General features: G+C 72.9%; 21 protein-coding genes. 12 read left to right on the forward strand and 9 right to left on the reverse strand.

Annotated features, from left to right (window positions below; all coding sequences use genetic code 11):
- Positions 1-3: 3 nt before the first annotated feature.
- The 3 genes from AB0F29_RS26140 to AB0F29_RS26150 are packed head-to-tail and all read left to right on the forward strand — an operon-like array spanning position 4 to position 3,079.
- Complete coding sequence (locus AB0F29_RS26140; protein WP_361876456.1) at positions 4-891, forward strand: DUF5819 family protein; 888 nt, start codon at positions 4-6, stop codon at positions 889-891.
- A complete protein-coding gene (locus tag AB0F29_RS26145; protein WP_361876459.1) occupies positions 888-2,342 on the forward strand; it encodes an HTTM domain-containing protein in 1,455 nt (484 codons plus the stop codon). The genes AB0F29_RS26140 and AB0F29_RS26145 overlap by 4 nt, the downstream gene beginning before the upstream one ends.
- Positions 2,339-3,079: a TrmH family RNA methyltransferase gene (locus AB0F29_RS26150; RefSeq protein WP_361876462.1), complete on the forward strand. Its 741-nt coding sequence runs from the start codon at positions 2,339-2,341 to the stop codon at positions 3,077-3,079. The genes AB0F29_RS26145 and AB0F29_RS26150 overlap by 4 nt, the downstream gene beginning before the upstream one ends.
- Here AB0F29_RS26150 and paaN read toward each other — a convergent pair whose 3' ends face one another.
- Complete coding sequence (gene paaN, locus AB0F29_RS26155; protein ID WP_361876465.1) at positions 3,080-4,780, reverse strand: phenylacetic acid degradation protein PaaN; 1,701 nt, start codon at positions 4,778-4,780, stop codon at positions 3,080-3,082.
- 156 nt (positions 4,781-4,936) lie between these two features.
- On the opposite strand from paaN, the gene AB0F29_RS26160 reads away from it, so the two are divergent.
- Positions 4,937-5,533 (forward strand): TetR/AcrR family transcriptional regulator, encoded by a 597-nt coding sequence (locus AB0F29_RS26160; protein ID WP_215105760.1) that lies wholly within the window; start codon positions 4,937-4,939, stop codon positions 5,531-5,533.
- Between the two features lie 40 nt (positions 5,534-5,573).
- Here the strand turns inward: AB0F29_RS26160 and AB0F29_RS26165 are convergent, their stop codons facing one another.
- Positions 5,574-6,209 (reverse strand): Lrp/AsnC family transcriptional regulator, encoded by a 636-nt coding sequence (locus AB0F29_RS26165; RefSeq protein WP_361876898.1) that lies wholly within the window; start codon positions 6,207-6,209, stop codon positions 5,574-5,576.
- A gap of 238 nt (positions 6,210-6,447) precedes the next feature.
- Between AB0F29_RS26165 and pdhA the strand changes: the two genes are divergently transcribed.
- The 7 genes from pdhA (at position 6,448) to AB0F29_RS26200 (ending at position 15,003) form a co-directional block, all read left to right on the forward strand.
- On the forward strand, positions 6,448-7,608 hold the full coding sequence (gene pdhA, locus AB0F29_RS26170) for a pyruvate dehydrogenase (acetyl-transferring) E1 component subunit alpha (RefSeq protein ID WP_361876468.1): 1,161 nt from the start codon (positions 6,448-6,450) through the stop codon (positions 7,606-7,608).
- Entirely contained in the window at positions 7,605-8,636 is a 1,032-nt protein-coding gene (locus AB0F29_RS26175) for an alpha-ketoacid dehydrogenase subunit beta (protein ID WP_018957268.1), read from the forward strand. Before pdhA ends, AB0F29_RS26175 begins: the two co-directional genes overlap by 4 nt.
- Positions 8,636-10,213, forward strand: coding sequence for a dihydrolipoamide acetyltransferase family protein (locus AB0F29_RS26180; RefSeq protein WP_361876471.1), 1,578 nt, complete (start codon positions 8,636-8,638; stop codon positions 10,211-10,213). Before AB0F29_RS26175 ends, AB0F29_RS26180 begins: the two co-directional genes overlap by 1 nt.
- Positions 10,214-10,312: 99 nt before the next feature.
- The gene (locus AB0F29_RS26185; RefSeq protein ID WP_361876474.1) at positions 10,313-11,245 is read left to right on the forward strand and encodes a DUF6457 domain-containing protein; all 933 of its coding nucleotides are present in this window, start codon (positions 10,313-10,315) and stop codon (positions 11,243-11,245) included.
- Positions 11,242-12,885 carry a molybdopterin molybdotransferase MoeA gene (locus AB0F29_RS26190; RefSeq protein WP_361876477.1) on the forward strand — a complete coding sequence of 548 codons (1,644 nt, stop codon included), beginning with the start codon at positions 11,242-11,244 and terminating at the stop codon, positions 12,883-12,885. Before AB0F29_RS26185 ends, AB0F29_RS26190 begins: the two co-directional genes overlap by 4 nt.
- On the forward strand, positions 12,843-13,979 hold the full coding sequence (locus tag AB0F29_RS26195; RefSeq protein WP_361876479.1) for a potassium channel family protein: 1,137 nt from the start codon (positions 12,843-12,845) through the stop codon (positions 13,977-13,979). Before AB0F29_RS26190 ends, AB0F29_RS26195 begins: the two co-directional genes overlap by 43 nt.
- 31 nt (positions 13,980-14,010) lie before the next feature.
- Complete coding sequence (locus AB0F29_RS26200) at positions 14,011-15,003, forward strand: NAD(P)H-quinone oxidoreductase (protein WP_361876482.1); 993 nt, start codon at positions 14,011-14,013, stop codon at positions 15,001-15,003.
- Between the two features lie 247 nt (positions 15,004-15,250).
- Here the strand turns inward: AB0F29_RS26200 and AB0F29_RS26205 are convergent, their stop codons facing one another.
- The 6 genes from AB0F29_RS26205 to AB0F29_RS26230 form a co-directional block, all read right to left on the reverse strand.
- Positions 15,251-15,799: a bacterial proteasome activator family protein gene (locus AB0F29_RS26205; protein ID WP_361876484.1), complete on the reverse strand. Its 549-nt coding sequence runs from the start codon at positions 15,797-15,799 to the stop codon at positions 15,251-15,253.
- A gap of 204 nt (positions 15,800-16,003) precedes the next feature.
- Positions 16,004-18,865: an FtsX-like permease family protein gene (locus AB0F29_RS26210; protein WP_361876487.1), complete on the reverse strand. Its 2,862-nt coding sequence runs from the start codon at positions 18,863-18,865 to the stop codon at positions 16,004-16,006.
- Positions 18,862-19,644, reverse strand: coding sequence for an ABC transporter ATP-binding protein (locus tag AB0F29_RS26215; RefSeq protein ID WP_359626885.1), 783 nt, complete (start codon positions 19,642-19,644; stop codon positions 18,862-18,864). Before AB0F29_RS26215 ends, AB0F29_RS26210 begins: the two co-directional genes overlap by 4 nt.
- A gap of 139 nt (positions 19,645-19,783) precedes the next feature.
- Complete coding sequence (locus AB0F29_RS26220) at positions 19,784-20,407, reverse strand: PadR family transcriptional regulator (RefSeq protein ID WP_361876491.1); 624 nt, start codon at positions 20,405-20,407, stop codon at positions 19,784-19,786.
- A gap of 82 nt (positions 20,408-20,489) precedes the next feature.
- The gene (locus AB0F29_RS26225; protein ID WP_361876494.1) at positions 20,490-21,221 is read right to left on the reverse strand and encodes a hypothetical protein; all 732 of its coding nucleotides are present in this window, start codon (positions 21,219-21,221) and stop codon (positions 20,490-20,492) included.
- A 193-nt stretch (positions 21,222-21,414) separates the two neighbouring features.
- Positions 21,415-23,058, reverse strand: coding sequence for a protein kinase (locus tag AB0F29_RS26230; protein WP_361876497.1), 1,644 nt, complete (start codon positions 23,056-23,058; stop codon positions 21,415-21,417).
- A gap of 360 nt (positions 23,059-23,418) precedes the next feature.
- Here AB0F29_RS26230 and AB0F29_RS26235 point away from each other — a divergent pair, with 360 nt between their 5' ends.
- Positions 23,419-25,017: a protein kinase gene (locus AB0F29_RS26235; RefSeq protein WP_361876500.1), complete on the forward strand. Its 1,599-nt coding sequence runs from the start codon at positions 23,419-23,421 to the stop codon at positions 25,015-25,017.
- 77 nt (positions 25,018-25,094) lie between these two features.
- Here the strand turns inward: AB0F29_RS26235 and AB0F29_RS26240 are convergent, their stop codons facing one another.
- Positions 25,095-26,126 carry a phosphotransferase gene (locus tag AB0F29_RS26240; protein WP_361876901.1) on the reverse strand — a complete coding sequence of 344 codons (1,032 nt, stop codon included), beginning with the start codon at positions 26,124-26,126 and terminating at the stop codon, positions 25,095-25,097.
- Between the last annotated feature and the right edge of the window lie 81 nt (positions 26,127-26,207).

The raw sequence follows: 26,207 nt of genomic DNA on the forward strand, positions 1-26,207 counted from the left end.
TGAGTGGTGATCGACGGCGATCGGGGCGGGATGGATTCGGACCACGACAGGAGCTCTGCGGGCGGGGGGAAGGACGTCTGGCCGCAGGCGTTGAACCGGCCGGCGGAAGCGCGGGACACCCCCGAAGCCATACCGCCGACGCCCCCGCCGACGCCCCTGGCGCCGGTCCCGGTGCCTGTACCGGATCCCGCGGATCCCTCGGCCACCGGCCGGGGCATAGCCGGGCTCTCCTTCCCCTACCAGGTGGTCGCGGCTCTGGCGCTGTCCTTGATCGGGCTGCTCGCCTGCACACAGGTGGCCATGGTGTTCCTGCACGTCGCCCCGTCCAACACGCTGTCCAAACAGCACGGGAAGACGATCGACCGCTGGATCTACCCGGAGTTCGAGCAGAACTGGAAGCTCTTCGCTCCCAACCCGCTCCAGCAGAACGTCGCCGTCCACGTGCGCGCCGAAGTGGTGGGGGCCGGGGCCGACGGCCGCCGTACGACCAGGTGGATGAACCTGACGCACGAGGACGGCGAACAGATACGCGGCAACCTCTTCCCCAGCCACGTGGACCAGAACGAGCTCCGCCGGGGCTGGGACTTTTACGTCAATTCCCACGACAGCGAGAACCGCCCCAACGGTCTGCGCGGGGATCTCTCCGAGCGCTACGTGCGGCGCATCACGATGCTGCGGCTGAGCGAGCGTGACTACGGCGGCACGATCGAGCGCATCCAGCTCCGTTCCGCCACCAGCTCCATCGCCCCGCCCCCGTGGAGCAACGAGAAGATCAGCACCCGGCCCGTCTACCGGGTACTCCCCTGGTGGACCGTGACGCCGGACGATCTTCCCGAGCGTGACGCGGACCAGGACCGGGACGAGGCGCGCGGCGTGGAGGAGAACCGGTGACCGTCCCCTCGCCCGCCGGCCCCCAGAACGCGGGCCCACAGAACGCCGGCACGCTGAACGTCGGCCCCCAGAACGCGGGCGCACAGCCCCCGGCTCCCCGCCCGGCCGCCCCCCCTCCCGGGGCCACCGCTGGGGCCGCCGGCGCCGGCGGCCCCAGCGGCCCCAGCGGTGGCCCCGCCCGTGCCCTCCAGCGCGTCACCGCCTCGGCCCTCGGTCCGTACCAGAGCGCCGTCGTCCGGATCGGCTTCGCCGCCACCTACCTCTTCTTCCTGCTGCGCGAGCTGCCGAACCGCCATGAGCTGTACGGCCCGGACAGCCCGTGGCACTGGGACCTGGCCCGCCAGCTCACCAACGGCAACGAGGCCTTCTCCGTCCTGATGTGGACGGACAGCACGGTCTGGTTCGAGGCCGTGTACGCCCTCACTCTGCTGTCCGCTGCGGCGCTGCTGCTCGGGTGGCGGACGCGGACCATGTCCGTCCTCTTCATGGTCGGCGTGCTCTCCGTGCAGAACCGCAGCATCTTCATGGGCGACGGCGGCGACAACGTCGTCCACCTCATGGCGATCTACCTGGTGCTGACGCGCTGTGCTCAGGTCTGGTCGCTGGACGCGCGGCGCGCGGCGCGCGCCGCGCAGCGTGCGGCGGCGGGGCTGCCGCCCCTGCGGGACATCGTGGGCCCGGTGCTCTGGGTGCTCCTCGGCCCCGTCCTCGTGGCGGCCACGCTGATGGGCGGTCTCGGCGGCACCTGGTGGCTCCCCACCCTGCTGTGGACGATCTGGCTCTCCGCCGCCGCCTGGTGGGCCGTGAACCGCTACCTGCCGCACGGCGAGCCGCGCACCCTGCTCGATGTGCTGGCCAACCTCGTGCACAACGCCACGCTCACCGTGATCATGGCCGAGGTCTGCCTGATCTACGCGACCGCCGGCTGGTACAAGATCCAGGGATCGCGCTGGCAGGACGGCACGGCGCTCTACTACCCGCTCAACCTCGACTACTTCACCCCGTGGCCCGCCCTCTCGGACATCCTGGGCGCCAGCGGGCTGATGGTGATGGTGCTGACGTACGGCACGGTCATCGTGCAGGTCGCCTTTCCGTTCACGCTGTTCAACCGGCGCGTCAAGAACGTCCTGCTGGTCGTGATGATCTGCGAGCACGCGGGCATCGCCCTGCTCCTGGGGCTGCCGTTCTTCTCCATGGCGATGATCGCGGCCGACGCCGTGTTCCTGCCGACGGCCTTCCTCATGTGGCTGGGAGCGCGCGCCACGATCGGCGGGCGGCGGCTGCTCTCCGGGCTGCCCGGCCGGTCGCGCACACCGGGGAAGCCCGGAACCGTCGACGCGGCGCACGACCCCGCGGGCCCGGCGGAGGCCGGGCCGGTGGAGGACGGCCGGGGCGGTACGGAGGAGCCTCGGCTCCAGGGTGGCGGCGGGGGCCATACGCTCGTCGGGTGAGCAGTGAGACCGGCAGAACCCAGCAGACCCCGACAGCGGCGGAACCCCGCCCGGCGGGAGACTCCCCGGCGGGGCCTCCTCAGGAGGAACCCCTCCAGTACGACGACGGCTACGGCCAGCCGGTCGGTGTCGGGCCGCACCCGCTGCCCTGGCCCGAGGGCGAGCGCTACGACCCCGAGCTGCTGGCCCAGGGCGACCGGCGCAACGTCGGTGACGCGTACCGCTACTGGACGCGGGAGGCGATCGTCGCCGATCTCGATCTGCGGCGGCACGACTTCCACGTCGCCGTGGAGAACTGGGGCCACGACTTCAACATCGGCTCCGTGGTGCGGACCGCCAACGCCTTCCTGGCCAAGGAGATCCACATCGTGGGCCGTCGGCGCTGGAACCGGCGCGGGGCCATGGTCACCGACCGCTACCAGCATGTGCGCCACCACCCCGACACGGCGGACCTGACCGCGTGGGCGGCGGCCGAGAGGCTGCCGATCATCGGGATCGACAACCTCCCCGGCGCCGTACCGCTGGAGCGCACCGAGCTGCCGCGCCGCTGCGTCCTGCTCTTCGGTCAGGAGGGGCCGGGTCTGACCGAGGAAGCGCGTGAGCACGCCTCCATGGTGTGCTCGATCGCGCAGTTCGGCTCGACCCGGTCCATCAACGCGGGCGCCGCCGCGGCCATCGCGATGCACGCGTGGGTGCAGCGCCACGCCGACGTTCCGGACCCGCGAGGGAACCTCTAGTCACGCCTGGCGGCGCACCTCCACCACGCGGAAGCGGTTGGCGACGAAGGCTCCGTCGCACAGCGCCGCGTTCGCTGCGGGGTTGCCACCGGAGCCGTGGAAGTCGGAGAAGGCCGCGGTCTGGTTGACGTAGACCCCGCCGGTCAGGTTCAGCGAGAGCTGGGCCGACTCGTCGAGGCAGACCTCCTCGATGGCACGCTCCACCTCGGGGGACGTGGTGTAGGCGCCGACCGTCATCGCCCCCTTGTCGCGGATCGTCCGGCGGAGCAGGTCCAGGGCGGCGGTCGTCGACTCGACGGCGACGGCGAAGGAGACCGGCCCGAAGCACTCCGAGAGGTAGGCCGCGCCGTCGTCGGTCTTGGTGCCGTCGAACTTCACGACGACCGGCGTACGGACGACCGCGTCGGGGAATTCGGCGTTCGCGACCGTACGCGAGGGGAGGGCCACCTCGCCCAGCTCACCGGCGGCCTCCACCCGGGCCCTGACGTCCGGGTTGACCAGCGCGCCGAGCAGGGCGGACGCGCGCGCGTCGTCTCCGAGCAGTCCGGTGACGGCGGCCGCGATGTCGGCGACCACGTCGTCGTAGGACTTGGCGCCGTCGTCGGTGGCGATGCCGTCCCGGGGGATCAGCAGGTTCTGCGGGGTGGTGCACATCTGGCCGCTGTACAGCGAGAGGGAGAAAGCCAGGTTGGCGAGCATGCCCCGGTAGTCGTCGGTGGAGTCGACGACGATCGTGTTGACGCCGGCCTTCTCCGTGTAGACCTGGGCCTGGCGGGCGTTCTCCTCCAGCCAGTCGCCGAAGGCGGTGGAGCCGGTGTAGTCGATGATCCGGATCTCGGGGCGGACCGCGAGGGTCTTGGCGATGCCCTCGCCGGGCCGCTCGGCGGCCAGCGCGACCAGATTCGGGTCGAAGCCCGCCTCGCTCAGCACCTCGCGGGCGATGGACACCGTGAGGGCCAGCGGAAGCACGGCGCGCGGGTGCGGCTTGACCAGCACCGGGTTGCCGGTGGCGAGGGAGGCGAAGAGGCCGGGATAGCCGTTCCACGTGGGGAACGTGTTGCAGCCGACGAGCAGCGCGATGCCGCGGCCGGATGTGATGAACGACTTGTGCAGCTTCAGCGGATCGCGCTTGCCCTGCGGCTTGGACCAGTCGGCGGTCTCCGGGGTGCGGACCTGCTCCCGGTAGGCGTACGCCACGGCCTCCAGGCCACGGTCCTGGGCGTGCGGGCCGCCCGCCTGGAACGCCATCATGAAGGCCTGGCCGCTCGTGTGCATCACGGCGTGGGCCAGCTCGTGGGTGCGGGCGCTGATCCGCGAAAGGATCTCCAGACAGACCAGGGCCCGGTTCTCCGGTCCGGCCGCCCGCCAGGCGGCCGTGCCGGCCTTCATCGCCGGAAGCAGGACGTCCAGGTCGGCGTGCGGATACTCGACGCCGAGCTCCGGCCCGTACGGCGAGACCTCGCCGCCGGTCCAGCCGTCGGTGCCGGGCTGCCCCAGGTCGAGACGGGTGTTCAGGACGGCGTCGAAAGCGGCCTTGCCCTCGGCCGCGCCGAGACTGCCCGGGGCGCCGCCCTCCCCGTAGGCCTTCGGGTGCTCGGGGTGCGGCGACCAGTACGCGCGGGTACCGATCGTGTCGAGGGACTGGTCGAGCGTGGGCCGGTGGGTCTCGGACAGCTGCTGGGGGGTGAGCACGGCGGCCATGGCGGACCAACTCCTCATCGAGCCGGGCGGGGACGTACGGACGGAGTCAGAGTAACCGAACGATCGGTCGGGACAAGAGGTCCTGGGGAACCTGTGGACAACTTCGACGGTCCCCGACTGTGCGGGGACGATCCCTCATGGGGGAGGATCGCGGACATGACCACGGCCAAGCGGGACACGTACACACCGGAGACCCTGCTCACCGTCGCCGTCCGTGTCTTCAACGAGCGCGGCTACGACGGCACCTCCATGGAGCACCTCTCCCGGGCGGCGGGCATCTCGAAATCCTCCATCTACCACCATGTGGCGGGTAAGGAGGAACTGCTGCGCCGGGCCGTGAGCCGGGCGCTCGACGGGCTTTTCGCCATTCTCGACGAGCCGGGGGCGCAGCGCGGGCGCGCGGTCGAGCGGGTCGAGTACGTCACGCGCCGGACGGTCGACCTGCTGATGGCCGAGGTCCCCTACGTCACCCTGCTGCTGCGCGTGCGCGGCAACACGAAGACGGAGCGCTGGGCGCTGGAGCGGCGCCGCGAGTTCGACCAGCGGGTGTCGGAGCTGCTCCAGGCGGCGGTCGCCGAGGGCGACCTCCGGGCGGACGTGGACATACGGCTGGCGACCCGGCTGCTGTTCGGCATGGTGAACTCGCTGGTCGAGTGGTACCGCCCGCAGCCGGGCGGTTTCCCGGGGGAGGAGCAGCTCGCGGACACCATCGTCCAGCTGGCCTTCGAGGGGCTGCGGGCGAACGGACGCTGAGCCCGCCCTTCGCGGTCAGGCGAGTGGGCCGGCTTCGCGGTCAGGCGAGCTCGGCCGGCCGGTCCGGGCGCGGTCCGAGGTCCGTCTCCTCGAACACCAGCAGGGTGCGCGTCGAGAGCACCTCGGGGATGGACTGGATCCGGGTGAGGACCAGCTCCCGCAGCGCCCGGTTGTCCGGCGTGTGCACCAGGAGCAGTACGTCGAAGTCGCCGCTGACCAGGGCGATGTGCGTGGCCCCCGGCAGCGCCTGAAGCTGCTCGCGCACGGTGCGCCAGGAGTTCTGCACGATCTTGAGCGTGATGTACGCGGACGCCCCCTGGCCCGCCCGCTCGTGGTCGACCCGGGCGCCGAACCCGCGGATCACGCCGTCCTCGACGAGCCGGTTGATCCGGGCGTAGGCGTTGGCGCGCGAGACGTGGACCCGTTCGGCCACGGAACGTATCGACGCGCGTCCGTCCGTCTGGAGGATGCGCAGGATGTCGCGGTCGATGGCGTCCAGCGGCCGCGCGGGCGGAACCGGGGGCTCCGCCACCGGGCCGGCAGACGCGGTCGACGGGACGACCGCGGACGAGGCCCCCGGTACGGCCGCGGATGCGGTCGGCGGCGTGGCGGAGGGTGCGGTCGGCGGTGCGGCCGCGGGCGCCGCCTGGCGCGGCTCCTCGCCCCTGTCGGCCATTTGTTCAGCTGCCATCGGCCCGCGCCTCCCTGTTGTGGACGACCTGTTCCTATCCCAGGCTGTGGAGAACCGTTTGTCCACAGGCTGGCGGCGCCTGTAGCCAAAATGCCCTCGCGACCGAACAATCGGTAGGTGAGGCACACCACATCCGTGCCCCGCCCACCCCTCGACATCTCGCTCCTTGTCGACCCCCGATCGACCACCCCCCGATCTCCCTCGATGCCAGGAGGTGCTTCTCATGACGGTCCAAGAGCTGCCCGGCGCGGCCGCCTACCGGCCCACGCCGCCCCCGGCCTGGAAGCCGATCACCGACCCCGCCCCGCTGCTCCCGGACCCGGAGCCCTACCGGGTGCTCGGTACGGACGCGGTCGCCGACGTCGACCCCGAGCTGTTGCTCCGGCTCCACGCCGAGCTGGTCCGCGGGCGCCGCTACAACGCCCAGGCCACCGCGCTGACGAAACAGGGCCGGCTGGCGGTCTATCCGTCGAGCACCGGCCAGGAGGCGTGCGAGATCGCCGCGGCCCTGGTCCTGGAGGAGCGCGACTGGCTCTTCCCCAGCTACCGCGACACGCTGGCCGCTGTCGCGCGCGGCCTTGACCCGGTGGAGGCGCTGACCCTGCTGCGGGGAGACCGGCACACCGGCTACGACCCCCGCGAGCACCGCATCGCCCCGCTGTGCACGCCCCTGGCCACGCAGCTCCCGCACGCCGTGGGGCTGGCGCACGCCGCCCGGCTCAAGGGCGACGACGTGGTGGCGCTCGCCATGGTCGGCGACGGCGGCACCAGCGAGGGCGACTTCCACGAGGCGCTGAATTTCGCGGCCGTCTGGAAGGCCCCGGTCGTCTTCTTCGTCCAGAACAACGGCTTCGCGATCTCCGTTCCGCTGGCCAAGCAGACCGCTGCCCCCTCCCTCGCCCACAAGGCCGTCGGCTACGGGATGCCGGGGCGCCTCGTCGACGGCAACGACGCCGCCGCGGTGCACCAGGTCCTCGGCGAGGCCGTGGCACGGGCCCGGCGCGGCGAGGGCCCGACCCTCGTCGAGGCCGTCACCTACCGCATGGAAGCCCACACGAACGCCGACGACGCCACCCGCTACCGGGGCGACAGCGAGGTCGAGGCATGGAAGGCGCACGACCCGGTGCGGCTGCTGGAGCGTGAGCTGACGGGGCGCGGGCTGCTGGACGACGAGGGCATCGCGCAGGCGACGGAGGCCGCGGAACGCATGGCCGCCGCCCTGCGCGACCGGATGAACGCGGATCCGGAGCTGGCCCCGATGGACCTGTTCACCCATGTCTACGCCGAGCAGACCAGCCAGCTCCGGGAGCAGGCCGCCGCCCTGCGTGCCGAGCTGGACGCCGAGCAGGACCACGACGAGCACGACGCGGAGGCGGGACGATGACGACCGCGGCAGTGACGGCCGACGGACGTCGGACGAAGGCGAAACCGGCCACGATGGCGCAGGCCCTCGGGCGCGCGCTCCGCGACTCGATGGCAGAAGACCCCACCGTTCATGTGCTCGGTGAGGACGTGGGCACGCTCGGCGGGGTCTTCCGGATCACCGACGGGCTGGCGAAGGAGTTCGGCGACGACCGTTGCACCGACACCCCGCTGGCCGAGGCGGGCATCCTCGGCGCGGCTGTCGGCATGGCGATGTACGGGCTGCGGCCCGTGGTGGAGATGCAGTTCGACGCGTTCGCCTACCCCGCGTTCGAGCAGTTGATGAGCCATGTCGCGAAGATGCGCAACCGCACCGGCGGGGCCATGCCGCTGCCCATCACCGTGCGGGTGCCGTACGGGGGCGGGATCGGCGGGGTCGAGCACCACAGCGACTCGTCCGAGGCGTACTACATGGCCACCCCCGGCCTGCACGTCGTCACACCGGCCACGGTCGACGACGCGTACGGGCTGCTGCGCGAGTCGATCGCCTCGGACGACCCGGTGATCTTCCTGGAGCCCAAGCGGCTCTACTGGTCCAAGGCCGACTGGTCGCCCGAGGCTCCCGCCGCGGTCGAGCCGATCGGCAAGGCCGTGGTGCGCCGTCCCGGGCGCAGCGCCACGCTGATCACGTACGGGCCCTCCCTGCCGGTCTGCATGGAGGCCGCCGAGGCGGCGGTCGCCGAGGGCTGGGACCTCGAAGTGGTGGACCTGCGCTCGCTGGTGCCGTTCGACGACGAGACGGTGGCCGCGTCGGTACGGCGCACCGGGCGAGCGGTCGTCGTCCATGAGTCCCCCGGATTCGGCGGGCCCGGCGGTGAGATCGCGGCCCGGATCACCGAGCGGTGCTTCCACCATCTGGAGGCTCCGGTGCTGCGGGTGGCCGGGTTCGACATCCCCTACCCGCCGCCCATGCTGGAGCGGCACCATCTGCCGGGAGTGGACCGGGTGCTCGACGCGGTGGCCCGGTTGCAGTGGGAGGCGGACAGCTGATGGCCAAGGTGCTCGAATTCAAGCTGCCGGACCTCGGTGAGGGACTGACCGAGGCGGAGATCGTCCGCTGGCTGGTGGAGGTCGGCGACGTCGTCGCCATCGACCAGCCCGTCGTCGAGGTCGAGACGGCCAAGGCCATGGTGGAGGTGCCCTGCCCCTACGAGGGCGTGGTGACGGCGCGGTTCGGCGAGGAGGGCACGGAACTTCCTGTCGGCGCACCGCTGCTGACGGTCGCCGTCGGAGCGCCGGAGGGGCTGGATCTCTCCGGGGCGTCCCTGTCCTCCGCCCCGTCCTCCACCGCCTCCACCCGCCCCACCACCTCCACCGGCTCCACCGCCTCCACCGCCTCCGGCACGGCGTCCTCGGGCGGCTCGGGGAACGTGCTCGTGGGGTACGGGACGGGCGCTCCCGCCGCGCGGCGTCGGCGCATCCGGCCGGACCGACTCGACCGGACGGTCGCCCGGACCCCGGTGCCCGACGCCCCGGTGCCCGACGCCCCGGTGCCCGACGCCCCGGGGGCCGACGAGCTCGCGCTCGCCCCGGCGGCGTCCGCCACGGCTCCCGCGACCGGTGCCACCGAGACCGCTCCCGTGGCCGCGGCTGTCGCTGTGATGAACGGGCAGGAGCCCGTGCCGGTGGTCTCTCCGCTGGTACGCCGGCTGGCCCGGCAGCACGACATCGATCTGCGGCGGCTGGCGGGTTCGGGTCCCGAGGGGCTCATCCTGCGTGCCGACGTCGACGGTGCGATCCGGCAGGCGGAGGAGACCGCGGCGGCGACGGCACGTGTGGCCCAGGCGCCGACCAAGGCACCGACCAAGGCACCGACACAGGCACCGGCCCAGGCGCCTGCGGCTCCCCCTCCCCCGGCTGCTCCGGCCGCCGAACGGATCCCGCTGCGCGGGGTGCGCGGAGCGGTCGCCGACAAGCTGTCGCGGAGCCGGACCGAGATCCCGGACGCCACCTGCTGGGTCGACGCGGACGCCACCGAACTGATGGCGGTCAGGGCCGCGATGAACGCCGCCACGGGCCCGTCCGCCGGGCCGAAGGTGTCGGTCCTGGCCCTGCTGGCGAGGATCTGCACGGCGGCGCTGGCCCGGTTCCCCGAGCTCAACTCCACCGTGGACACGGAGGCCCGGGAGATCGTCCGGCTGCCCGGCGTGCACCTCGGGTTCGCGGCCCAGACCGAGCGGGGCCTCGTCGTTCCGGTCGTCCGGGACGCGCACACCCGCGACGTCGAGTCGATCGGGGCCGAGATCGCCCGGCTGACCGAGCTGGCGCGGACCGGGAAGCTGAGCCCGGCCCAGCTGACCGGAGGCACGTTCACGCTGAACAACTACGGGGTGTTCGGGGTCGACGGTTCGACGCCGATCATCAACCACCCGGAAGCGGCGATGCTCGGCGTCGGCCGGATCATGCCCAAGCCGTGGGTGCACCAGGGCGAACTGGCCGTACGTCAGGTCGTCCAGCTGTCCCTCACCTTCGACCACCGGGTGTGCGACGGCGGAACCGCGGGCGGCTTCCTCCGGTATGTGGCGGACTGCGTGGAGCAGCCGGCGGTGCTGCTGCGCACCCTGTAGCCGGCCGGCCGGCGCCCCGCCGGACGCACCCTTCCGGGGCCGGGCCTTCCGGCCACCCCGGCGGGGGTGTCGCTCCGGGCCGCCGCCCATACTCGACGTATGACCGCCTATGACGTGATCGTCCTTGCCGGCGGGGCCGCGAAGCGGCTCGGCGGCGCCGACAAGCCAGGAGTCCGGGTGGGCGGCCGGGCGCTGCTCGACCGGGTGCTCGCGGCCTGCGCCGGCGCGGCGCTCACCGTCGTGGTGGGCGGTCGTCGCGCCACCGCCAGACCGGTGCTCTGGACCCGGGAAGTGCCCGGGGGCGGCGGCCCGTTGGCGGCGCTGGGGGCGGGGCTGCGGCTGACGACGGCGGAGCGCGTTCTCGTCCTCTCCGCCGACCTTCCGTTCCTCGGCGCGGGGACGGTCGACGCGCTGCTCGCCGCGGCCGGACAGCCCGGCCGGGAAGGGGCCCTGTGCACCGACCCCGGCGGGCGTGACCAGCCGCTGGTGGCCGCCTACCGCGCCGAGCCGCTCCGCCGGGAGCTGGCCCTGCTCGCCACCGAGTACGGGGGGCTCGCCGGGCTGCCGCTCCGGCTCCTGACGGCGGAGCTCGATCTCGCCCGGGTCGACGCGGGCCCCGACGCCGCGTTCGATTGCGACACTTGGGGCGACATCGCGGCCGCCAGAGCCCGGATCAGGGAGCATGGGGCCGTGCTGGACGAATGGATCACCTCGGTCAAGAACGAACTGGGAATCGAACTCGACGTCGACACCGGTGTCCTGCTCGACCTCGCCCGTGACGCCGCGCACGGAGTGGCCCGCCCCGCCGCACCGCTCACGACCTTCCTGGTCGGGTACGCGGCGGCCAGGGCGAGCGCGGGCGCGGGTCCCGACGAGGCCGCGGCAGCGGTCACGGAGGCCGCTCGCAAGGCCACCGCCCTGGCCCTGCGCTGGGAAGCAGAAGCGAACGCGGAGACGAAAGCTGAGACGAACGCGGAAGCGGACGCGGAGACGAAGCCCGACGCGGGGCGCGAAGGGACCGGGACCCCATGACCGGCCCCGACCCGGTCGGACCCGGTCGCTCCCGCCCTGACCCGGACGAACTCGCACATGCGGAGGCGGAGGCGGAGCGGGCCGTCGAGCAGGCGCTGGCCCTGGTCGGCGGGGCGCGATCCGGCCCGGGCCGGGACCCCGACCGCCGACGGAACGCCTCCGTCGGCGGCCCGCACGGTGACGCGAACGACGCCCCCACCGGCAGCCCCCACTCCACCCTGAACAGCGCCAACAGCGCCAACAGCACCAACAGTGCCAACAGCGCCGCCCCGGGCGGCCCCACCCCGACCGGCGCCCCGCCTCCGCTCTCACGCCCGCCCCTCTCCTGGGACCGGGCGCGGGCGGTCGCGGCGCGGGCCGGGCGGGCGGCTCCGCTCGCGGCGATCCGTTTGCCGCTCGACCGCGCGCTCGGGCATGTGCTGGCCGAGCCGCTCGGCGCGCTCACCGATCTGCCGTCCTTCGACACCTCGGCCATGGACGGCTGGGCGGTCGCCGGGCCGGGGCCCTGGGCGTTCGGGGCCGGGGCGGGGCTCCTCGCCGGGCGCGGCCCCGGCACCGCGCTGCCCGACGGCACCGCCGTACGGATCGCCACCGGCGCCCCCGTTCCGCCCGACACCACGGCGGTCATCCGCAGCGAGCACGCGCACGCCGACGAGGCCAAGGGGCTGCTGCACGCCAGGCGGCCGGTGGTCGCCGGGCAGGACATCAGACCCCGGGGCCAGGAGTGCCGCTCGGGCGAGCAGCTCGTCCCGGCCGGGACGGTCGTGACCCCGGCCGTGCTCGGTCTCGCCGCGGCCGCCGGGTACGACGCGCTGCCCGCCGTGCCCCGTCCGCGCGTCGACATCCTCGTCCTCGGCGACGAGCTGCTCGCCTCCGGCCTGCCGCACGACGGGCTCATCCGGGACGCCCTCGGCCCCATGCTCGGCCCCTGGCTGCGGGCCCTGGGCGCCGAGGTCTCCGGGCCCCGCCGCCTCGGCGACGACGCGGAAGCGCTGCGCGACGCCCTCACCGCCTCCGACGCCGACCTGATCGTCACCACCGGCGGCACCGCCTCCGGTCCGGTCGACCATGTGCACCCGGTCCTCGACTCCCTCGGGGCCGAACTCCTGGTGGACGGGGTCGCGGTCCGCCCCGGCCACCCCATGCTGCTGGCACGGCTGCCGGCTTCGGCACAGCCGAAGCGACCGCCGCCGGAAGCATCGAACGGACAACCGCAGGGACAGCCGAGGCGAACGCCGAAAGGACAGCCGCAGGGCCCGCCGGACGGGCCCTATCTGGTCGGGCTGCCCGGCAATCCGCTCGCGGCCGTATCAGGCCTCCTGACGCTCGTGGAGCCGCTGCTCGCGGGGATCGCGGGCCGCCCCGCCCAGGACGCGTACCGGGCTCTCGTCCATGCCGAGGTGCACGGGCATCCGCACGACACCCGCCTCGTCCCCGTGGTCCACCGCGCGGGCCGGGCGGGTGGCCGGGACCATGTCGCGCCGCTGCGCTACAACGGGCCCGCGATGCTGCGGGGAATCGCCGCGGCGGACGGGCTGGCCGTGGTGGTGCCGGGCGGGGTACGGTCCGGCACCGAGGTGGAGATTCTGGATCTCCCATGGGCCCCGGCGACGCCGTGGACGGAAGGGTGTTTCACGTGAAACTTCCCGGCCACGACGCGATGGCCAGGCGAGCCGAAGAAGTGGTCGTGCCGACCCGGGTGATGCTGCCCCGCCGGGTCGTCGACGGCCCGGCCCGCCAGGTCGGCAAGCGCCTGCTGATGGCGCTGCTCGTCCTGACCGCGACCGTGCTGATCGTCTGGCTCGACCGCGGCGGCTACAACGACAACGCCGACGGCAAGGTCGATCTGCTCGACGCGGTCTACTACGCGACGGTCACCCTCTCCACCACCGGGTACGGGGACATCACCCCGTACAGCGACGGGGCCAGGCTGATCAACGTGGTGCTCGTGACACCGCTGCGCGTGCTCTTCCTGATCATCCTGGTCGGCACCACTCTCGAAGTCCTCACGGAACGGACCCGCGAGGACTTCCGGCTGAAGCGTTGGAGATCCAACTTGCGTGACCACACCGTCGTCGTCGGCTTCGGCACGAAGGGCCGCTCGGCGATCCTGACTCTCTGCACCACCGGCCTGCGGAAGGACCAGATCGTCGTCGTCGACCCGGCTTCCAAGGTGATCGAGGCCGCCAACGCCGAGGGATTCACCGGCGTGCTCGGCGACGCCACCCGCAGCGATGTCCTGCTGCGCGCGGAGCTCCAGAAGGCCCGGCAGATCATCATCGCCACCCAGCGCGACGACACCGCCGTCCTGGTGGCCCTGACCGCACGTCAACTGAACCGTGGGGCGAAGATCGTGGCGGCGGTGCGCGAGGAGGAGAACGCTCCCCTGCTGCGGCAGTCCGGCGCCGACGCCGTCATCACCAGCGCCAGTGCCGCCGGGCGGCTGCTCGGCCTCTCCGTCCTCAGCCCCAGCGCGGGCACGGTGATGGAGGACCTGATCCAGCAGGGCAGCGGCCTCGACCTGGTGGAGCGGCCGGTCATAAAGGCCGAGGTGGGCAAGAACGTACGGGAGACGGACGACCTGGTCGTCAGCGTCCTGCGCGGGCACCGGCTGCTCGGTTACGACGACCCGGCGGCCAGCCCGTTGCAGCTGACGGACCGCGTCATCACCATCGTGCGGAAGAGCCCCAGCTCCGCCTCCGCGCCGAACAACTCGATGCCGCCGCGCCCCTGAACGTACGCCGTGCCGGAGTAGCCTCGCGGCCATGCATGCGATCACGATTCCCGAACCAGGCGGCCCCGAGGCGCTCGTGTGGGCCGAGGTGCCCGATCCCGTACCCGGCGACGGCGAGGTCCTCGTCGAGGTCGTCGCCTCCGCCGTGAACCGTGCGGACGTGCTCCAGCGGCAGGGCTTCTACAACCCGCCGCCCGGCGCGTCCCCCTACCCCGGCCTGGAGTGCGCGGGCCGGATTCTGGCGCTCGGTCCCGGGGTGACCGGCTGGGCGGTCGGCGACGCCGTGTGCGCGCTGCTGGCGGGCGGCGGCTACGCGGAGAAGGTCGCCGTGCCGGCGGGCCAGCTCCTCCCCGTACCGGAGGGCGTCGACCTGGTGGAGGCCGCGGCGCTCCCCGAGGTCACCGCGACGGTGTGGTCCAACGTCTTCATGGTGGCCCACCTCCGCCCCGGCGAGACCTTCCTGGTGCACGGCGGCTCCAGCGGCATCGGCACGATGGCGATCCAGCTGGCGAAGGCGGTCGGGGCCCGGGTCGCGGTCACGGCGGGCAGCCCGGAGAAGCTCGCCCGGTGCGCCGAGCTGGGGGCGGACATCCTCATCAACTACCGCGAGCAGGACTTCGTCGAGGAGCTGCGGGAGAACACCGCTGGGTCGGGGGCCGACGTCATCCTGGACCTCATCGGCGCCAAGTACCTGGACCGGAACATCGCCGCGCTCGCCGTCAACGGCCGCCTCGCGATCATCGGGCTCCAGGGCGGGGCCAAGGGCGAGCTGAATCTCGGCGCCCTGCTCACCAAGCGGGCCGCCGTCACCGCGACCTCCCTGCGGGGCCGCCCGCTCCACGAGAAGGCCGCCATCGTCGCCGCCGTACGCGAGCACGTGTGGCCGCTGATCGCGGACGGGGTGGTCCGGCCGGTGGTGGACCGGACGCTGCCGATGGCGGACGCCGCCGAGGCGCACCGGGTGCTGGAGTCCAGCGCGCACATCGGGAAGGTGCTCCTGGTCGCGCCGTCGGCCGACGCCTGACCGCCTGACCGGTTGACCGGTCAACCGGTTGAGCGGACAAGCCGTCTGCCGACGCCTGCCCCGTAAAGCGGCCGTCGGCCGACGCCTGACCCTGCCCCGTAAAGCGGATACCTGACTCCTGACTCCGTGAACGGGCCGCACACACGACGAGGAGCCCGGCGCACACCGTGATGTGCGCGCCGGGCCCCTCGTGGTCGGTCCTCGGACTTCAGGAGGCGGACAAGGCGGATAGGGCGGGAGACGGGGTCTACAGATACGGACCCGAACGGATCGGGCCGTGCGGGTCCGCGCCGCCTTCGTCGTCCTCGTGTCCCGTGCCGGGCGGCAGGGCGCGGCGCATCTGCTCCAGCTGGGCGCGGGCCGCCATCTGCTGCGCGAACAGCGCCGTCTGGATGCCGTGGAACAGGCCCTCCAGCCAGCCCACGAGCTGTGCCTGGGCGATCCGCAGCTCGGCCTCGGAGGGCACCGACTCCTCGGTGAACGGCAGAGAGAGCCGCTCCAGCTCCTCGACCAGCTCCGGCGCCAGGCCGTCCTCCAGCTCCTTCACGGAGCTGGCGTGGATCTCCTTGAGCCTGACCCGGCTCGCCTCGTCGAGAGGGGCCGCCCTGACCTCCTCCAGGAGCTGCTTGATCATGCTGCCGATGCGCATGACCTTCGCGGGCTGTTCCACCATTTCCGTCACCGGGACCTCGCGCGACTCGTCGTCACTGGCACCGCCGCCGATAGCCATTCCGTCCTGGCCCACGACAAGGACCTGCGGGTGCTCCTGCGACCGGTCATTCCTCGGCATTTCCATGCCGTCATTGTCTCCCACACGCGCCGTACCCCACGTTGGTGCCCCCGAAAACGGAAGATCCACCGTCTTCGGGGGCACCGAAAGCCCACCGAAAGCCCACCGAAAGCCTCCGGCAGCACCGAAAGCCTTCCGGCGCACCGCCAGCACCGCCAGCACCGCCAGCACCGCCAGCACCGGCAGCGCCACCAGCACCGGAGCCGCCGCTCAGCCCGCGCGCCGGGCCAGGGTCAGCCGGGAGCTGGTGAGGCCGGCGGCCAGGAGTCCGGCGAGCACCGGGACGACCAGGGCCAGCAGCCCGACGGTCTCCCACGGCATCACGATCGGCGTGTAGGCAGACTCCATCGGATCCTCCCGCATGTCCGCCAGCGCCGCGCGCAGGTCGGTCAGCCGCAGGGCCACCGCGGGCACGAGCCCCGCCGCCGTCCCCAGGAGCACCCCGGTCAGGGCGACGACCAGGCACTGGAAGCCGGACAGCGAACGCCGTACCCCCGGGGGCGCGCCCACCGCGCTGAGCGTGGTGAGGTCGGCCTCCGCGTCGGCCTTGGACAAGCCGGTCGTGATGGCCGCCGCGCCCAGGGTCACCACTCCGGCGAAGAGGGCGAGGAGCAGCAGGACCGTGTCGGTGTCGTCGTTCCTGCGGAACGTCTCGTTCGACGTCATCAGGTACGCGCGGTTCCCGGCCTGGTCGAGCGCGGCGTGGGTCGCCTGGCTCTCGGCGTCCGTGGCATCGCGGTCGAGCGTGTAGAAACTGCCGTGCTCCTCGACGTGCAGACCGAGCCGTTGTGCGGTCTTCTCCGGCATGACCATCCGGATGCCCGGCGTCGCCGCGTAGCGGTCCGGTGCGACGTAGACCTTCAGCCGGTCGGTGGTGACGCGGGTCTTGCCGGGGTGCAGGGCCCGGTTCTTCTTGTCGCGGTCGTTGTAGGCGTGGGTGGCCTTCAGGGCGACCTCGCCGTTCTTCGCGTACGCCGAGTTGAGCAGGACGGGCGTGCCTTCCGCCAGGGCTTTCGCCGCCGCCGGGTCCTCCAGTTTCACGTACGAGTCGAGCACGTCCGCGCCCCCGACGACGATCTTGTCGCTGCCGGTGCCGAAGGCGACCATCGTGTAGTGCTCGTCCATGCAGGCCGGGGAGTTCATCAGCCGCTTGTGCTCGTCGGCCGAGATCCGCAGGGCGAGCTCCTTGGCGCCCTTGCCCTTCAACGGGCAGGAGTGGCCCTCGCCGGTGGGCTTGACGAGTTCGAGGGTGCCGCAGCCGTTCTCCTCGTCGTAATAGACCATGCAGTCGCTGCCGGCCCAGACCCGGCTGATGTCGGCGCGCGCGCCGCTGACCGGGAAACTCTGCTCGACGGCGGCCCGGGAGCGGGGCAGGTCGGCGCTGTCGCCGGTGTCGGCGGCCACCAGCGCGACGGTGCCCGGGGTCAGATTGGGCTCGTAGTCGTACGCCTGCTCGGCGGCGTTGCTGCTGGTGTACGTGGCGATGGCCACGCTGCCCGCCACGGCCGCCATCACGGCGGCGACGGCGGGTGCGGTACGGCCCCGGTTGCGGGCCGCGTCGCGCAGGGCGATGCGGGGTGTCAGCGGGAGCCGCCGGCCGAGCCGGCCGAGGAAGCCGACGATCACCGGGATGCAGCCGAGGACGCCCAGTTCGGCGAGGACGGATCCCCCGGCGACGAGGGCGGTGTCGCCGGCCACCCCGCCGTAGACCGCGACCGCGACGCCGGTCGTGAGCGCGACGACACCGACGACGGGCAGGACGCGGGAGCTGCGGCGGGTACCGCGCCGGCCGGTGAGCGACTCCAGGACGGACTGGCGGCCCGCGACGATCGCCGGGGCGAGCGCGGCGAGTACGCCGGTGACCAGACCGAGCAGGGCGATGCCGAGGATCTCCCAGGGACGTACGGTCAGTTCGCCGAAGCGGCTGCCCGTGTAGTCCTCGATCATCGGGCGGAACAGGGCGGTCAGGCCGAATCCGGCGGCGACGCCGGCCACCGCGCCGACCGCTCCGAGCACCGCGCCTCCGGCGAGCACCACGGCGCGGACCTGGCCCCGGCTGCCGCCGCACGAGCCGACCAGGCCGAGCTGACGGCGTGAACGACGGGCGCCCACGGCGAACGCGGGGCCGGCCAGCAGCACGATCTCCAGGACCGCCATGGCGGCCACCGTGAGCACCGCCGCGGTCAGCTCCGTGTCCGTGTCGTATGCGCCGGTCGTCGCCGCCATCGGGACCTCGGAGTCCGGCGGCGGGTTCAGGGCGACCTGGCGGGACTTGACCACCACGCCCTTCTCGTTGGCGGCGAGGATGTCCTGCCAGGTCACGCCGGCTCCGGCCGGCCCCTGGACCAGCCACTTCGGGTCGCTCGCCTGGGGCGGCAGGATGTTCTTGTCTCGATCGGCCGTCTTCTGCCACGGGGCGATGACCGAGCCGGGGACCGCGTACAGGGAGTCCGCCCGCAGGTCGGCGGGGAGTTCGACCGCCCCGGTGAGGGTGTAGGTCCGGTCGGGTCCGCGCACGGTGACGCGGTCGCCGATGGACAGGCCGGACGCCTCGATGAACTTGTCGGTCGCCGCGATCTCGTTCTCGGCCCGGGGGTAGGCGCCGTCGGTCAGCTCGATCCGGCCGCGCAGCATCGGGTCGGCGATGGACAGTTCGGTGATCTGGGTGTCCGCGATGCCGTGCCGGGTGGTCACCGACGCGGGAACGCTCCGCTCGGTGAGGTGCCGCGATCCCTCGGGGAAGGTGGCGGGCACGTCGACCGGCTTCGCCTGCTCCTCGGGAGTCGGGTCCGGGGCGCCCTCGGGCGGGTTCCAGTTGACGCCGTCGGGCATCTGCTGGAGCTTCACCGGCCCCATGCTCGTGGCGGAGAACCGGGCGTCGGCCGCCCCCAGTTCACCGGTCAGCTCCTCGGCCCTGGTGGGCAGCGCGCTGCGGTAGGTGAGGTCGGCGGCGGTCACGCCGAGGACCGGCAGGGCGATCATCGCGACGACCAGGGCGCTGCGGCCCTTGGCCCGTACGGCGTCGCGCCGGGCTATGCGGAAGGCGGCGCGCCAGCCGGGGAGCGGGTTCACGTGGCGGCCTCGGCGGTTCCGGCGGAGAGCAGGGAGTCGGCCCCGGTGGTCAGCGTCTGGTCGACGATCGAGCCGTCGCGGAGGAACACGACCCGGTCGGCCCAGGCCGCGTACCGGGGCTCATGGGTCACCATGACGCCGGCCGCGCCCTGGTCGCAGCGGGTGCGCAGCAGGGCGAGGACGGCTTCGCCGGTCTCGGAGTCGAGCGCTCCGGTCGGCTCGTCGGCGAGGACGAGGCGCCGGTCGCCGACGAGGGCGCGCGCGATGGCGACGCGCTGCTGCTGGCCGCCGGACATCTCGTCGGGGAAGCGGTCGGCGATCTCCTCCAGTTTCAGCTCGGCCAGCGCGGCGAGGGCCTCCTTACGGGCCTTGCGCACGGAGACGCCGTCGAGTTCGCGGGGCAGCGCGATGTTCTCGGCGGCGGTGAGGGCGGGGATGAGGTTGTAGTCCTGGAAGACGTAACCGACGCTGCGGCGGCGCAGGGCGGCCATCCCCTTGGGGCCGAGGGCGGCGATGTCCTGGCCCTCGATGACCACTTGGCCGCTGGTGGCGGTGTCGAGGCCGCCGGCCAGGGTCAGCAGGGTGGACTTGCCGGAGCCGGAGGGGCCCATCACGGCGACCAGTTCGCCCGGGTGCACGGCGAGCTGGATCCCGCGCAGGGCGTGCACCTCGGCGATGCCGGAGCCATGGGTACGGGTCAGCGCCCGCAGTTCGAGTACGGGGCTGCCGCCGGGCGTCCCGGAGGACGGCGGGGGCGGGGGTGTGGCGGACGAAGGCATGGCGGGTGGTTCCCCCCTGGGAACGGACGGGGTCAGGTGTGGGCGGCGGTGGGGCCGGCGGCGTGGGCGGTGGTGGTGGGCCCGGGATGGGGGCGGCGGTGCCGGGAAGGGCGCCCGCCGGTACCCGCGGGAGTCGGCGTCAGCGCCGGGACCGGGTCCGGCCGGCCAGCGAGCGGGCCGGACCGCGGGTGGCCGCGGGGCCGGGCTCGGCGGAGGGTTCGGTCGCGGCGGCCTCGGCGAGGCGGACGAGCCGGGACTCGCAGTGGTCGAGCCAGCGGGCCTCGGCCTCCGCCTGGAAGATCAGCTGCTCCACGACGAGGAGCCAGGCGACCTCGTCCCGGTTGGCCGGGACGTCGGCCAGGGCCTGGGCCTTGAGGCGGGTGTAGTCCTGCATGGCCTTGAGCGTGTGGTGGCGCTGGGCCTGGATGACGTCCCGGATGTCGACGCCGGGCGCGCCCACGGCCATGGCGAGCTTGATGGCCAGTTCGTCGCGGGGCGGACTGGTGCGGTCCACGGGCGTCTCGAACCAGGTGCGCAGCTCTGTGCGGCCGTCGTCGGTGATCGCGTAGAGGTCGTGCCCGGCGTCGTCCGAGCCCTCCTGGACGATCATGCCGTCGCGCTCCAGCCGGCTGAGCGTCGTGTAGACCTGCCCGACGTTCAGGGGCCAGGTGGAGCCGGTGCGTGACTCGAACTCGGTGCGGAGCTGGGACCCGTAACGAGGGCCCCGCTCCAGCAGGGCCAGGAGGCCGTGGCGAATGGACATACTGAGTATGTATACCGAGTATGTTCGTCCTGGCAAGTCCCGCAGGTGCGGTCCGGGACAGCGCGACCAGCGGCCGCGACGCTCAGTTCACCCGGCGCATACGGAAGGCGAGGAAGCCGAGTCCCAGCCCGACCAGCGCGATGCCCGTACCGAGCGAGACCTGCTGCACCCGGCGTACGGACGCGGCGCCCAGAGCCTGTCCCGACCGGGGCCCCGGATCGGTGAAGGCGCTGGGCGGCGGGGTGGAAACGGGCAGGTCGACCGGGTCCACGAGGTCCGTATCGGGCTCCTCCTCAGGCACCGGCTCCTCGGCCCGCGCCAGCTCCAGCGGCGACAGCGAACGCCCCGGACGCGCCTTGCCGGCCCCGGCCTCGCGCCCGGCCAGCGGGGCGGTCGACCCGGATACGTCGGGGGAAGCGGAAGGGGAGGAGGCGGAGTCCGGCGAGTCGGCTCCGGGCCCGGCGGGGGCCTGCGCGCCCTGCCCGGTCGCTGCCGGGGACGGCGGGGCCAGGCCGGCTCCCGGCGCTCCGGGGACCGGGACGCCGGACGACAGGGGCAGGGCGGAGGGGAGCGCCGAGGGGGACGCCGAGCCCGACCGTACGGGCCGTGGCGCGGCCGGACGGGCAGGGGCCGCGGAAGCGGTGGCGACGGGGCTCGGCGTCCCCGGGGCGGAGGTCGCGGCGGCGCGGGACGGGCCCTCGGGCGCCGGTGAACCGTGGGCGGAGCCGCCCAGCGGCCCCAGCGCCGCTCCGGCCGCCGCCATCAGACAGACCGCGCACCTCGACGACCACGCGGCCGGAAGTCCTGGAGCCATGAGATCAGCGTCACACGGTCCCCCTCATCCGGCATCCCGGACGCGGTATCCGGAAATACGGGCCCTGATAGTGCCCTGATGGTGCCCTGATAGCGGTCCAGGACGGAGATCCGTGGGCGCGTAACGGTCATCTGTCGACACATCGACACCGCCCGGCTGGGCGGCCGGACGGTGTCCACGGATGACCGGCGGATCAGGAGGGCTTGCCGGTGGAGACCTGGAGCTCGAAGTGGGCGCCGCGCTCGGAGACGGCCGCGCCGGAGGACGGGAACTGGCCGACGACCTGGCCCTCGGCGTAGGTGTTGCCCTTCTCCTCGATCTCCTTGATGGTCCATCCCGCGGCGGCCGCACACGCCTTCGCGGACAGGATGTCCTTGTAGACGAAGTTCGGCGCCTGGACCTTCGCCGGGTCGTTGGAGTCCTCGGAGGCGTCCGAGCACTCCGTGCTCTTCATCGTCCGGTTGCGTTCCGGCGGGCGGTATCCCTCCACCTCGGCGGTGCCCGGGTCGCCGTCCTTGCCCGCCTCGTCGTCCTTGTTGCCGTCCTGGAGGGCGATCGCGGTGATCAGGCCGCCGATGGCCAGCAGCGCGACGACGATGGAACCGACGACGACCGGCATGTTCCGCTTGGAGCCGCCGGCGGCGGTGGTGCCCACGGCCGTCGAGTGCTGCGGGCTGATCGAGTACGGCGGCGGGGTCTGGTGGGCCAGCGGTCCGGGGGCCTGATAGCCCTGGGCCGCCTGCGGGTAGCCGTAGCTCGGCGTGGGCGCCGGGGTCGGCTGGCTGTACGGGCCCGGCTGATGGTGGGGCTGCTGCGGATGCGGCTGGTACGGCGTCTGGACGCTCTGGGGTGCCGGGGTGCTCTGGTCGACCGGCGGGAACACCGCCGAGCCGACACCGGAGCCGCTGTTGGCGGGCCCGCCGCCGGCCACGATCACCGGGGCGCCGGTCTGGCCGCCGGAGGCGTTCAGCACGCGGGCGATCTCGTCGCGCATCGCGGCTGCGCTGGGGAAGCGCTCGTTCGGGTTCTTCTTGAGCGCGCGGGCGACGAGGGCGTCCATCGCCGGGGTGACCGACCGGTTGATGCTGGACGGCGCGACCGGCTCCTCCTGCACATGCGCGTACGCGATGGCCAGCGGCGAGTCCGCGTCGAACGGGATCCGGCCGGTGAGCAGCTGGAAGAGCATGATGCCCACCGAATACAGGTCGGACCGGGCGTCGACGCCGCGGCCGAGGGCCTGCTCGGGGGAGAGGTACTGCGGGGTGCCGACGACCATGCCGGTCTGCGTCATCGAGGTGACACCGGACTGCATGGCACGGGCGATGCCGAAGTCCATGACCTTGACGATGCCGCGCTTGGTCATCATCACGTTGCCGGGCTTGATGTCCCGGTGGACCAGGCCCATCTCGTGGCTGGTCTCCAGCGCGGCGAGCACGTCCGCCGTCACCTTGAGCGCCTTGTCGGCGGGCATCGCGCCATGACTGCGGATGTCGGCGGCCAGCACCGAGCCGAGCGGCTGCCCCTCGACGTACTCCATGACGATGTACGGCATCAGCGCACCGCCGAGCTCGTCCTCGCCGGTGTCGAAGACGGAGACGATGTTGGTGTGCTGGAGCTTGGCGACGGCCTGCGCCTCACGCCGGAAGCGCTCGCGGAAGGACTGCTCGCGGCCGAGCTCCGTGTGCAGGGTCTTGATCGCGACCTGGCGGTCGAGGGCGGAGTCGTAGGCCAGGTACACGGACGCCATCCCACCCTCGCCGAGCAGGTCGCGCAGCTGGTAGCGGCCGCCCGCGACCGCCCCGCCCGCGTAGCGGCCCTGTGCGCCGTCCTGGCTCATGACTTGCTTCCCCCTCGGCGGCGCGCGGTCGCACGCGGTGTATCTGTCTGACGTCGTTTCTGTCCGACGTGGTTGCGTGCGACGCGGTTCCGTGTTCCGTACAACGCGATTACGCGCCAAGTCTGCCGCAGGGGTACGACACGTCAAGCCGGGTGCCCGTTCCGTGACCCTACGCACAAGAAGCGTCTCGGAAGCGTTACAGGAAACGCATCAAATCCCTGTGTACGACGCGCCGGGCGGTCCGATGATCCTGCCGCAGCGGAACCGTGGTGTCCGGTGGAGGCTGTAGCGTGACGCTGCAATGCAGCAAGGCACCGTGAGAACCCGCGGACGCGCGGACAGATACGACGGCGAGGACTGATGGCACCCGATTCCGAAGCAAACGGCGGCGGAGTTTCGGATGGTACCGACGCCTGGGGTATCGGCGGCGTGGTCGGTGACGGACGTTACCGGATGACCTACCGGCTCGGCCGGGGCGGCATGGCAGAGGTCTACGCGGCGGAGGACGTCCGGCTCGGACGTACGGTCGCGGTGAAGCTGCTCCGTTCCGACCTGGCCGAGGACCCGGTCTCCAAGGCGCGCTTCACCCGCGAGGCACAGTCCGTCGCGGGTCTCAACCACCACGCGATCGTCGCCGTCTACGACTCCGGCGAGGACGTCGTGGGCGGCCAGACCGTCCCTTACATCGTGATGGAGCTGGTCGAGGGCCGCACCATCCGCGACCTGCTCCTGACGGCGGAGGCCCCGCCGCCCGAGCAGGCGCTGATCATCGTCTCGGGGGTGCTCGAAGCCCTCGCGTACTCCCACCAGCACGGCATCGTGCACCGCGACATCAAGCCCGCCAACGTGATCATCACGGAATCGGGCGCGGTCAAGGTGATGGACTTCGGCATCGCCCGCGCGCTGCACGGCGCGCAGTCGACGATGACCCAGACCGGCATGGTCATGGGCACCCCGCAGTACCTCTCCCCCGAGCAGGCGCTCGGCAAGGCCGTCGACCACCGGTCCGACCTGTACGCCACCGGCTGTCTGCTCTACGAACTGCTGGCGCTGCGGCCCCCGTTCACCGGCGAGACCCCGCTCTCCGTGGTCTACCAGCACGTCCAGGACATCCCGGTGCCGCCGTCCGAGGTCTCGGACGTGGTGCCGCCGGAGCTGGACGGGATGGCGATGCGCGCGCTGGCGAAGGACCCGGACGACCGGTTCCAGAGCGCCGAGGAGATGCGCGGGCTCGTCCAGTACAGCCTCCAGATGCTCCAGGTGCAGGGCGGCCACACGGGCACGTGGAACACCGGCCCGGTCGCGCTGCACGAGGGGGGCCAGACCCCGCCGCACGGGATGTCCGGCTCCACCCGCGCGATGGGCCACCCGACGCACGGGGACACCTCGCAGGGTCCGATCCTGCCGCCGTACAACCCGGACGACGGTGGCTACGACGGCGGCGGCCGTCGCTCCGGCGGGCGCGGCAAGATGTGGCTCTTCGTCCTCCTCGCGCTGATCGCGATCGGCGCGGGGGTCGCCTTCGCCGTCAACGCCGCGAAGGACGACGACGGGAAGAAGGACCCGGTCACGCCGTCCCCCTCGGTCAGCCAGTCCGAGAAGGAGAAGCCCTCCCAGTCGCCGTCCGAGGAGGAGGAGAGCGACGAGCCGGAGGACCCGGACACCTCCACCGGCGGCGGTCAGACGCAGCCGAATCCGCCGCCGTACAACCCGGACCCGACCCCGAGCGAGCCCTCGTTCACCCCGTCCCCCGACCCGACCGGCACGGACCCCGGGACCTCGGACGGCAACACCAACGAGGGCAGCACCGGTGAGCCCACAGGTGAGCCGACCGAGCCGACCACCGACCCCGGAACCCCGGGCGGACCCGGCGGCGACGACGACGGCGGGGCCGGCGGCGACGGCGGTACGGGCACGACGCCCGGCGAGACGGCGCTCGGCGCCACCACGACGGGATAACGCACCACCGCACCACCCTCTGAGCCCGGCGTGCGCCCTCGTGGCGCGCGCCGGGCTCACGCGATGGTGCAACCGCGTCATTCCGTGAAGGCCGCGCACACTGCCTCGTACTCCCGCGTCCACCACACCGCCAGGGCCGACACCGCGGGGAACTGCGGGTCGGCCCTGCGGTCGTGGAGGCGGTAGCGCCAGCGGAGTATCCAGAAGTCGTTGAGCCGCTCCCACCACACCCGGTGCACGGCGGCCGCCAGCTCGGCGGCCCCCGCCCCCGCGGCCCGCCGGTACGCGCGGGCGTACGCCCGTACCTTGGCGAGGTCCAGCTCCCCGGCCGGGCGGACGAAGAAGATCGCCGCCGCCCGTACCGCCTCCTCGGCGCGCGGCTGTACGGCCAGCCGGTCCCAGTCCACGATCGCGACCGGGTCGGCGCCCCGGTAGAGCAGGTTCAGCGGGTGGAAGTCCCCGTGCACCCAGCCGGTGGCGGGCCCGTCCGGAGTGGGCGGCCGGCGGTGGGAGTGCTGTTCGAGCAGGGCGCGGCGTTCCACGAGCCGGTGCACGGCGAGTTCGTCGAAGGCGTCGCGGGGGGCGTCCCGGCCGTCCTGCCCGCGCGCGGCGGCCAGCAGGTCGTCGATCAGCGCGAAGGTGTCGGCGGCGTCCGGACTGCGGTGGACCGGCAGGGCGGGCGGGCTCGCCGGATGCGGGCCGTCGCGCGGCGCCATCACCTGTTCCAGGCCGGTGTGCACGGTCCCCAGGAGCGCACCGAGCCGACGCGACTGGGAGAGGGTCAGCTCGGAGCCGACCCGGTGGAGACCGTCGACCCAGGGGTGCAGGGCGTAGCACCGTTCGCCGATCACGGTGACGGTGTCGCCCCGGGTGTCCGTCAGGGGCGGGACGACGGGCACGCCGAGCGACTTCAGGCGCTGGGTGGCGCGGTGCTGGCGCACGATCGCGGCGCGTTCGCCGCTGGGGTCGCCCAGGTGCTTCTTGTCGAGATGGTGCTTGAGGAAGTAGGACCCGCTCGTGGTGGAGACACGGTATCCGTGGTTCAGCAGGCCCTTGGTGATCGGTTCGCAGGCGAGGGGCTCGCCCACGTTCGGGTAACGGCGCAGCACCTCGCCGACCGGGGGAACAGGTGGGCGAATGACATATGAGCGCGGCACTTACCAGATGTTAGATCACTCTGCGTGGCCGCT

This window comes from Streptomyces sp. NPDC026589, assembly GCF_040638385.1.
Classification (GTDB): Bacteria; Actinomycetota; Actinomycetes; order Streptomycetales; family Streptomycetaceae; genus Streptomyces.

Excerpts from the sequence above, each read along its gene's own strand:
- AB0F29_RS26160 (WP_215105760.1), top strand. The coding sequence starts at position 4,937 with ATGACCACGGCCAAGCGGGACACGTACACACCGGAGACCCTGCTCACC.
- AB0F29_RS26180 (WP_361876471.1), top strand. The coding sequence starts at position 8,636 with ATGGCCAAGGTGCTCGAATTCAAGCTGCCGGACCTCGGTGAGGGACTG.
- AB0F29_RS26230 (WP_361876497.1), bottom strand. The coding sequence starts at position 23,058 with ATGAGCCAGGACGGCGCACAGGGCCGCTACGCGGGCGGGGCGGTCGCG.
- AB0F29_RS26195 (WP_361876479.1), top strand. The coding sequence starts at position 12,843 with ATGGGCCCCGGCGACGCCGTGGACGGAAGGGTGTTTCACGTGAAACTT.
- AB0F29_RS26165 (WP_361876898.1), bottom strand. The coding sequence starts at position 6,209 with ATGGCCGACAGGGGCGAGGAGCCGCGCCAGGCGGCGCCCGCGGCCGCA.
- AB0F29_RS26200 (WP_361876482.1), top strand. The coding sequence starts at position 14,011 with ATGCATGCGATCACGATTCCCGAACCAGGCGGCCCCGAGGCGCTCGTG.
- AB0F29_RS26225 (WP_361876494.1), bottom strand. The coding sequence starts at position 21,221 with ATGGCTCCAGGACTTCCGGCCGCGTGGTCGTCGAGGTGCGCGGTCTGT.
- AB0F29_RS26175 (WP_018957268.1), top strand. The coding sequence starts at position 7,605 with ATGACGACCGCGGCAGTGACGGCCGACGGACGTCGGACGAAGGCGAAA.
- AB0F29_RS26215 (WP_359626885.1), bottom strand. The coding sequence starts at position 19,644 with ATGCCTTCGTCCGCCACACCCCCGCCCCCGCCGTCCTCCGGGACGCCC.
- paaN (WP_361876465.1), bottom strand. The coding sequence starts at position 4,780 with ATGGCCGCCGTGCTCACCCCCCAGCAGCTGTCCGAGACCCACCGGCCC.
- AB0F29_RS26235 (WP_361876500.1), top strand. The coding sequence starts at position 23,419 with ATGGCACCCGATTCCGAAGCAAACGGCGGCGGAGTTTCGGATGGTACC.
- AB0F29_RS26220 (WP_361876491.1), bottom strand. The coding sequence starts at position 20,407 with ATGTCCATTCGCCACGGCCTCCTGGCCCTGCTGGAGCGGGGCCCTCGT.
- AB0F29_RS26190 (WP_361876477.1), top strand. The coding sequence starts at position 11,242 with ATGACCGGCCCCGACCCGGTCGGACCCGGTCGCTCCCGCCCTGACCCG.
- AB0F29_RS26205 (WP_361876484.1), bottom strand. The coding sequence starts at position 15,799 with ATGGAAATGCCGAGGAATGACCGGTCGCAGGAGCACCCGCAGGTCCTT.
- AB0F29_RS26185 (WP_361876474.1), top strand. The coding sequence starts at position 10,313 with ATGACCGCCTATGACGTGATCGTCCTTGCCGGCGGGGCCGCGAAGCGG.
- pdhA (WP_361876468.1), top strand. The coding sequence starts at position 6,448 with ATGACGGTCCAAGAGCTGCCCGGCGCGGCCGCCTACCGGCCCACGCCG.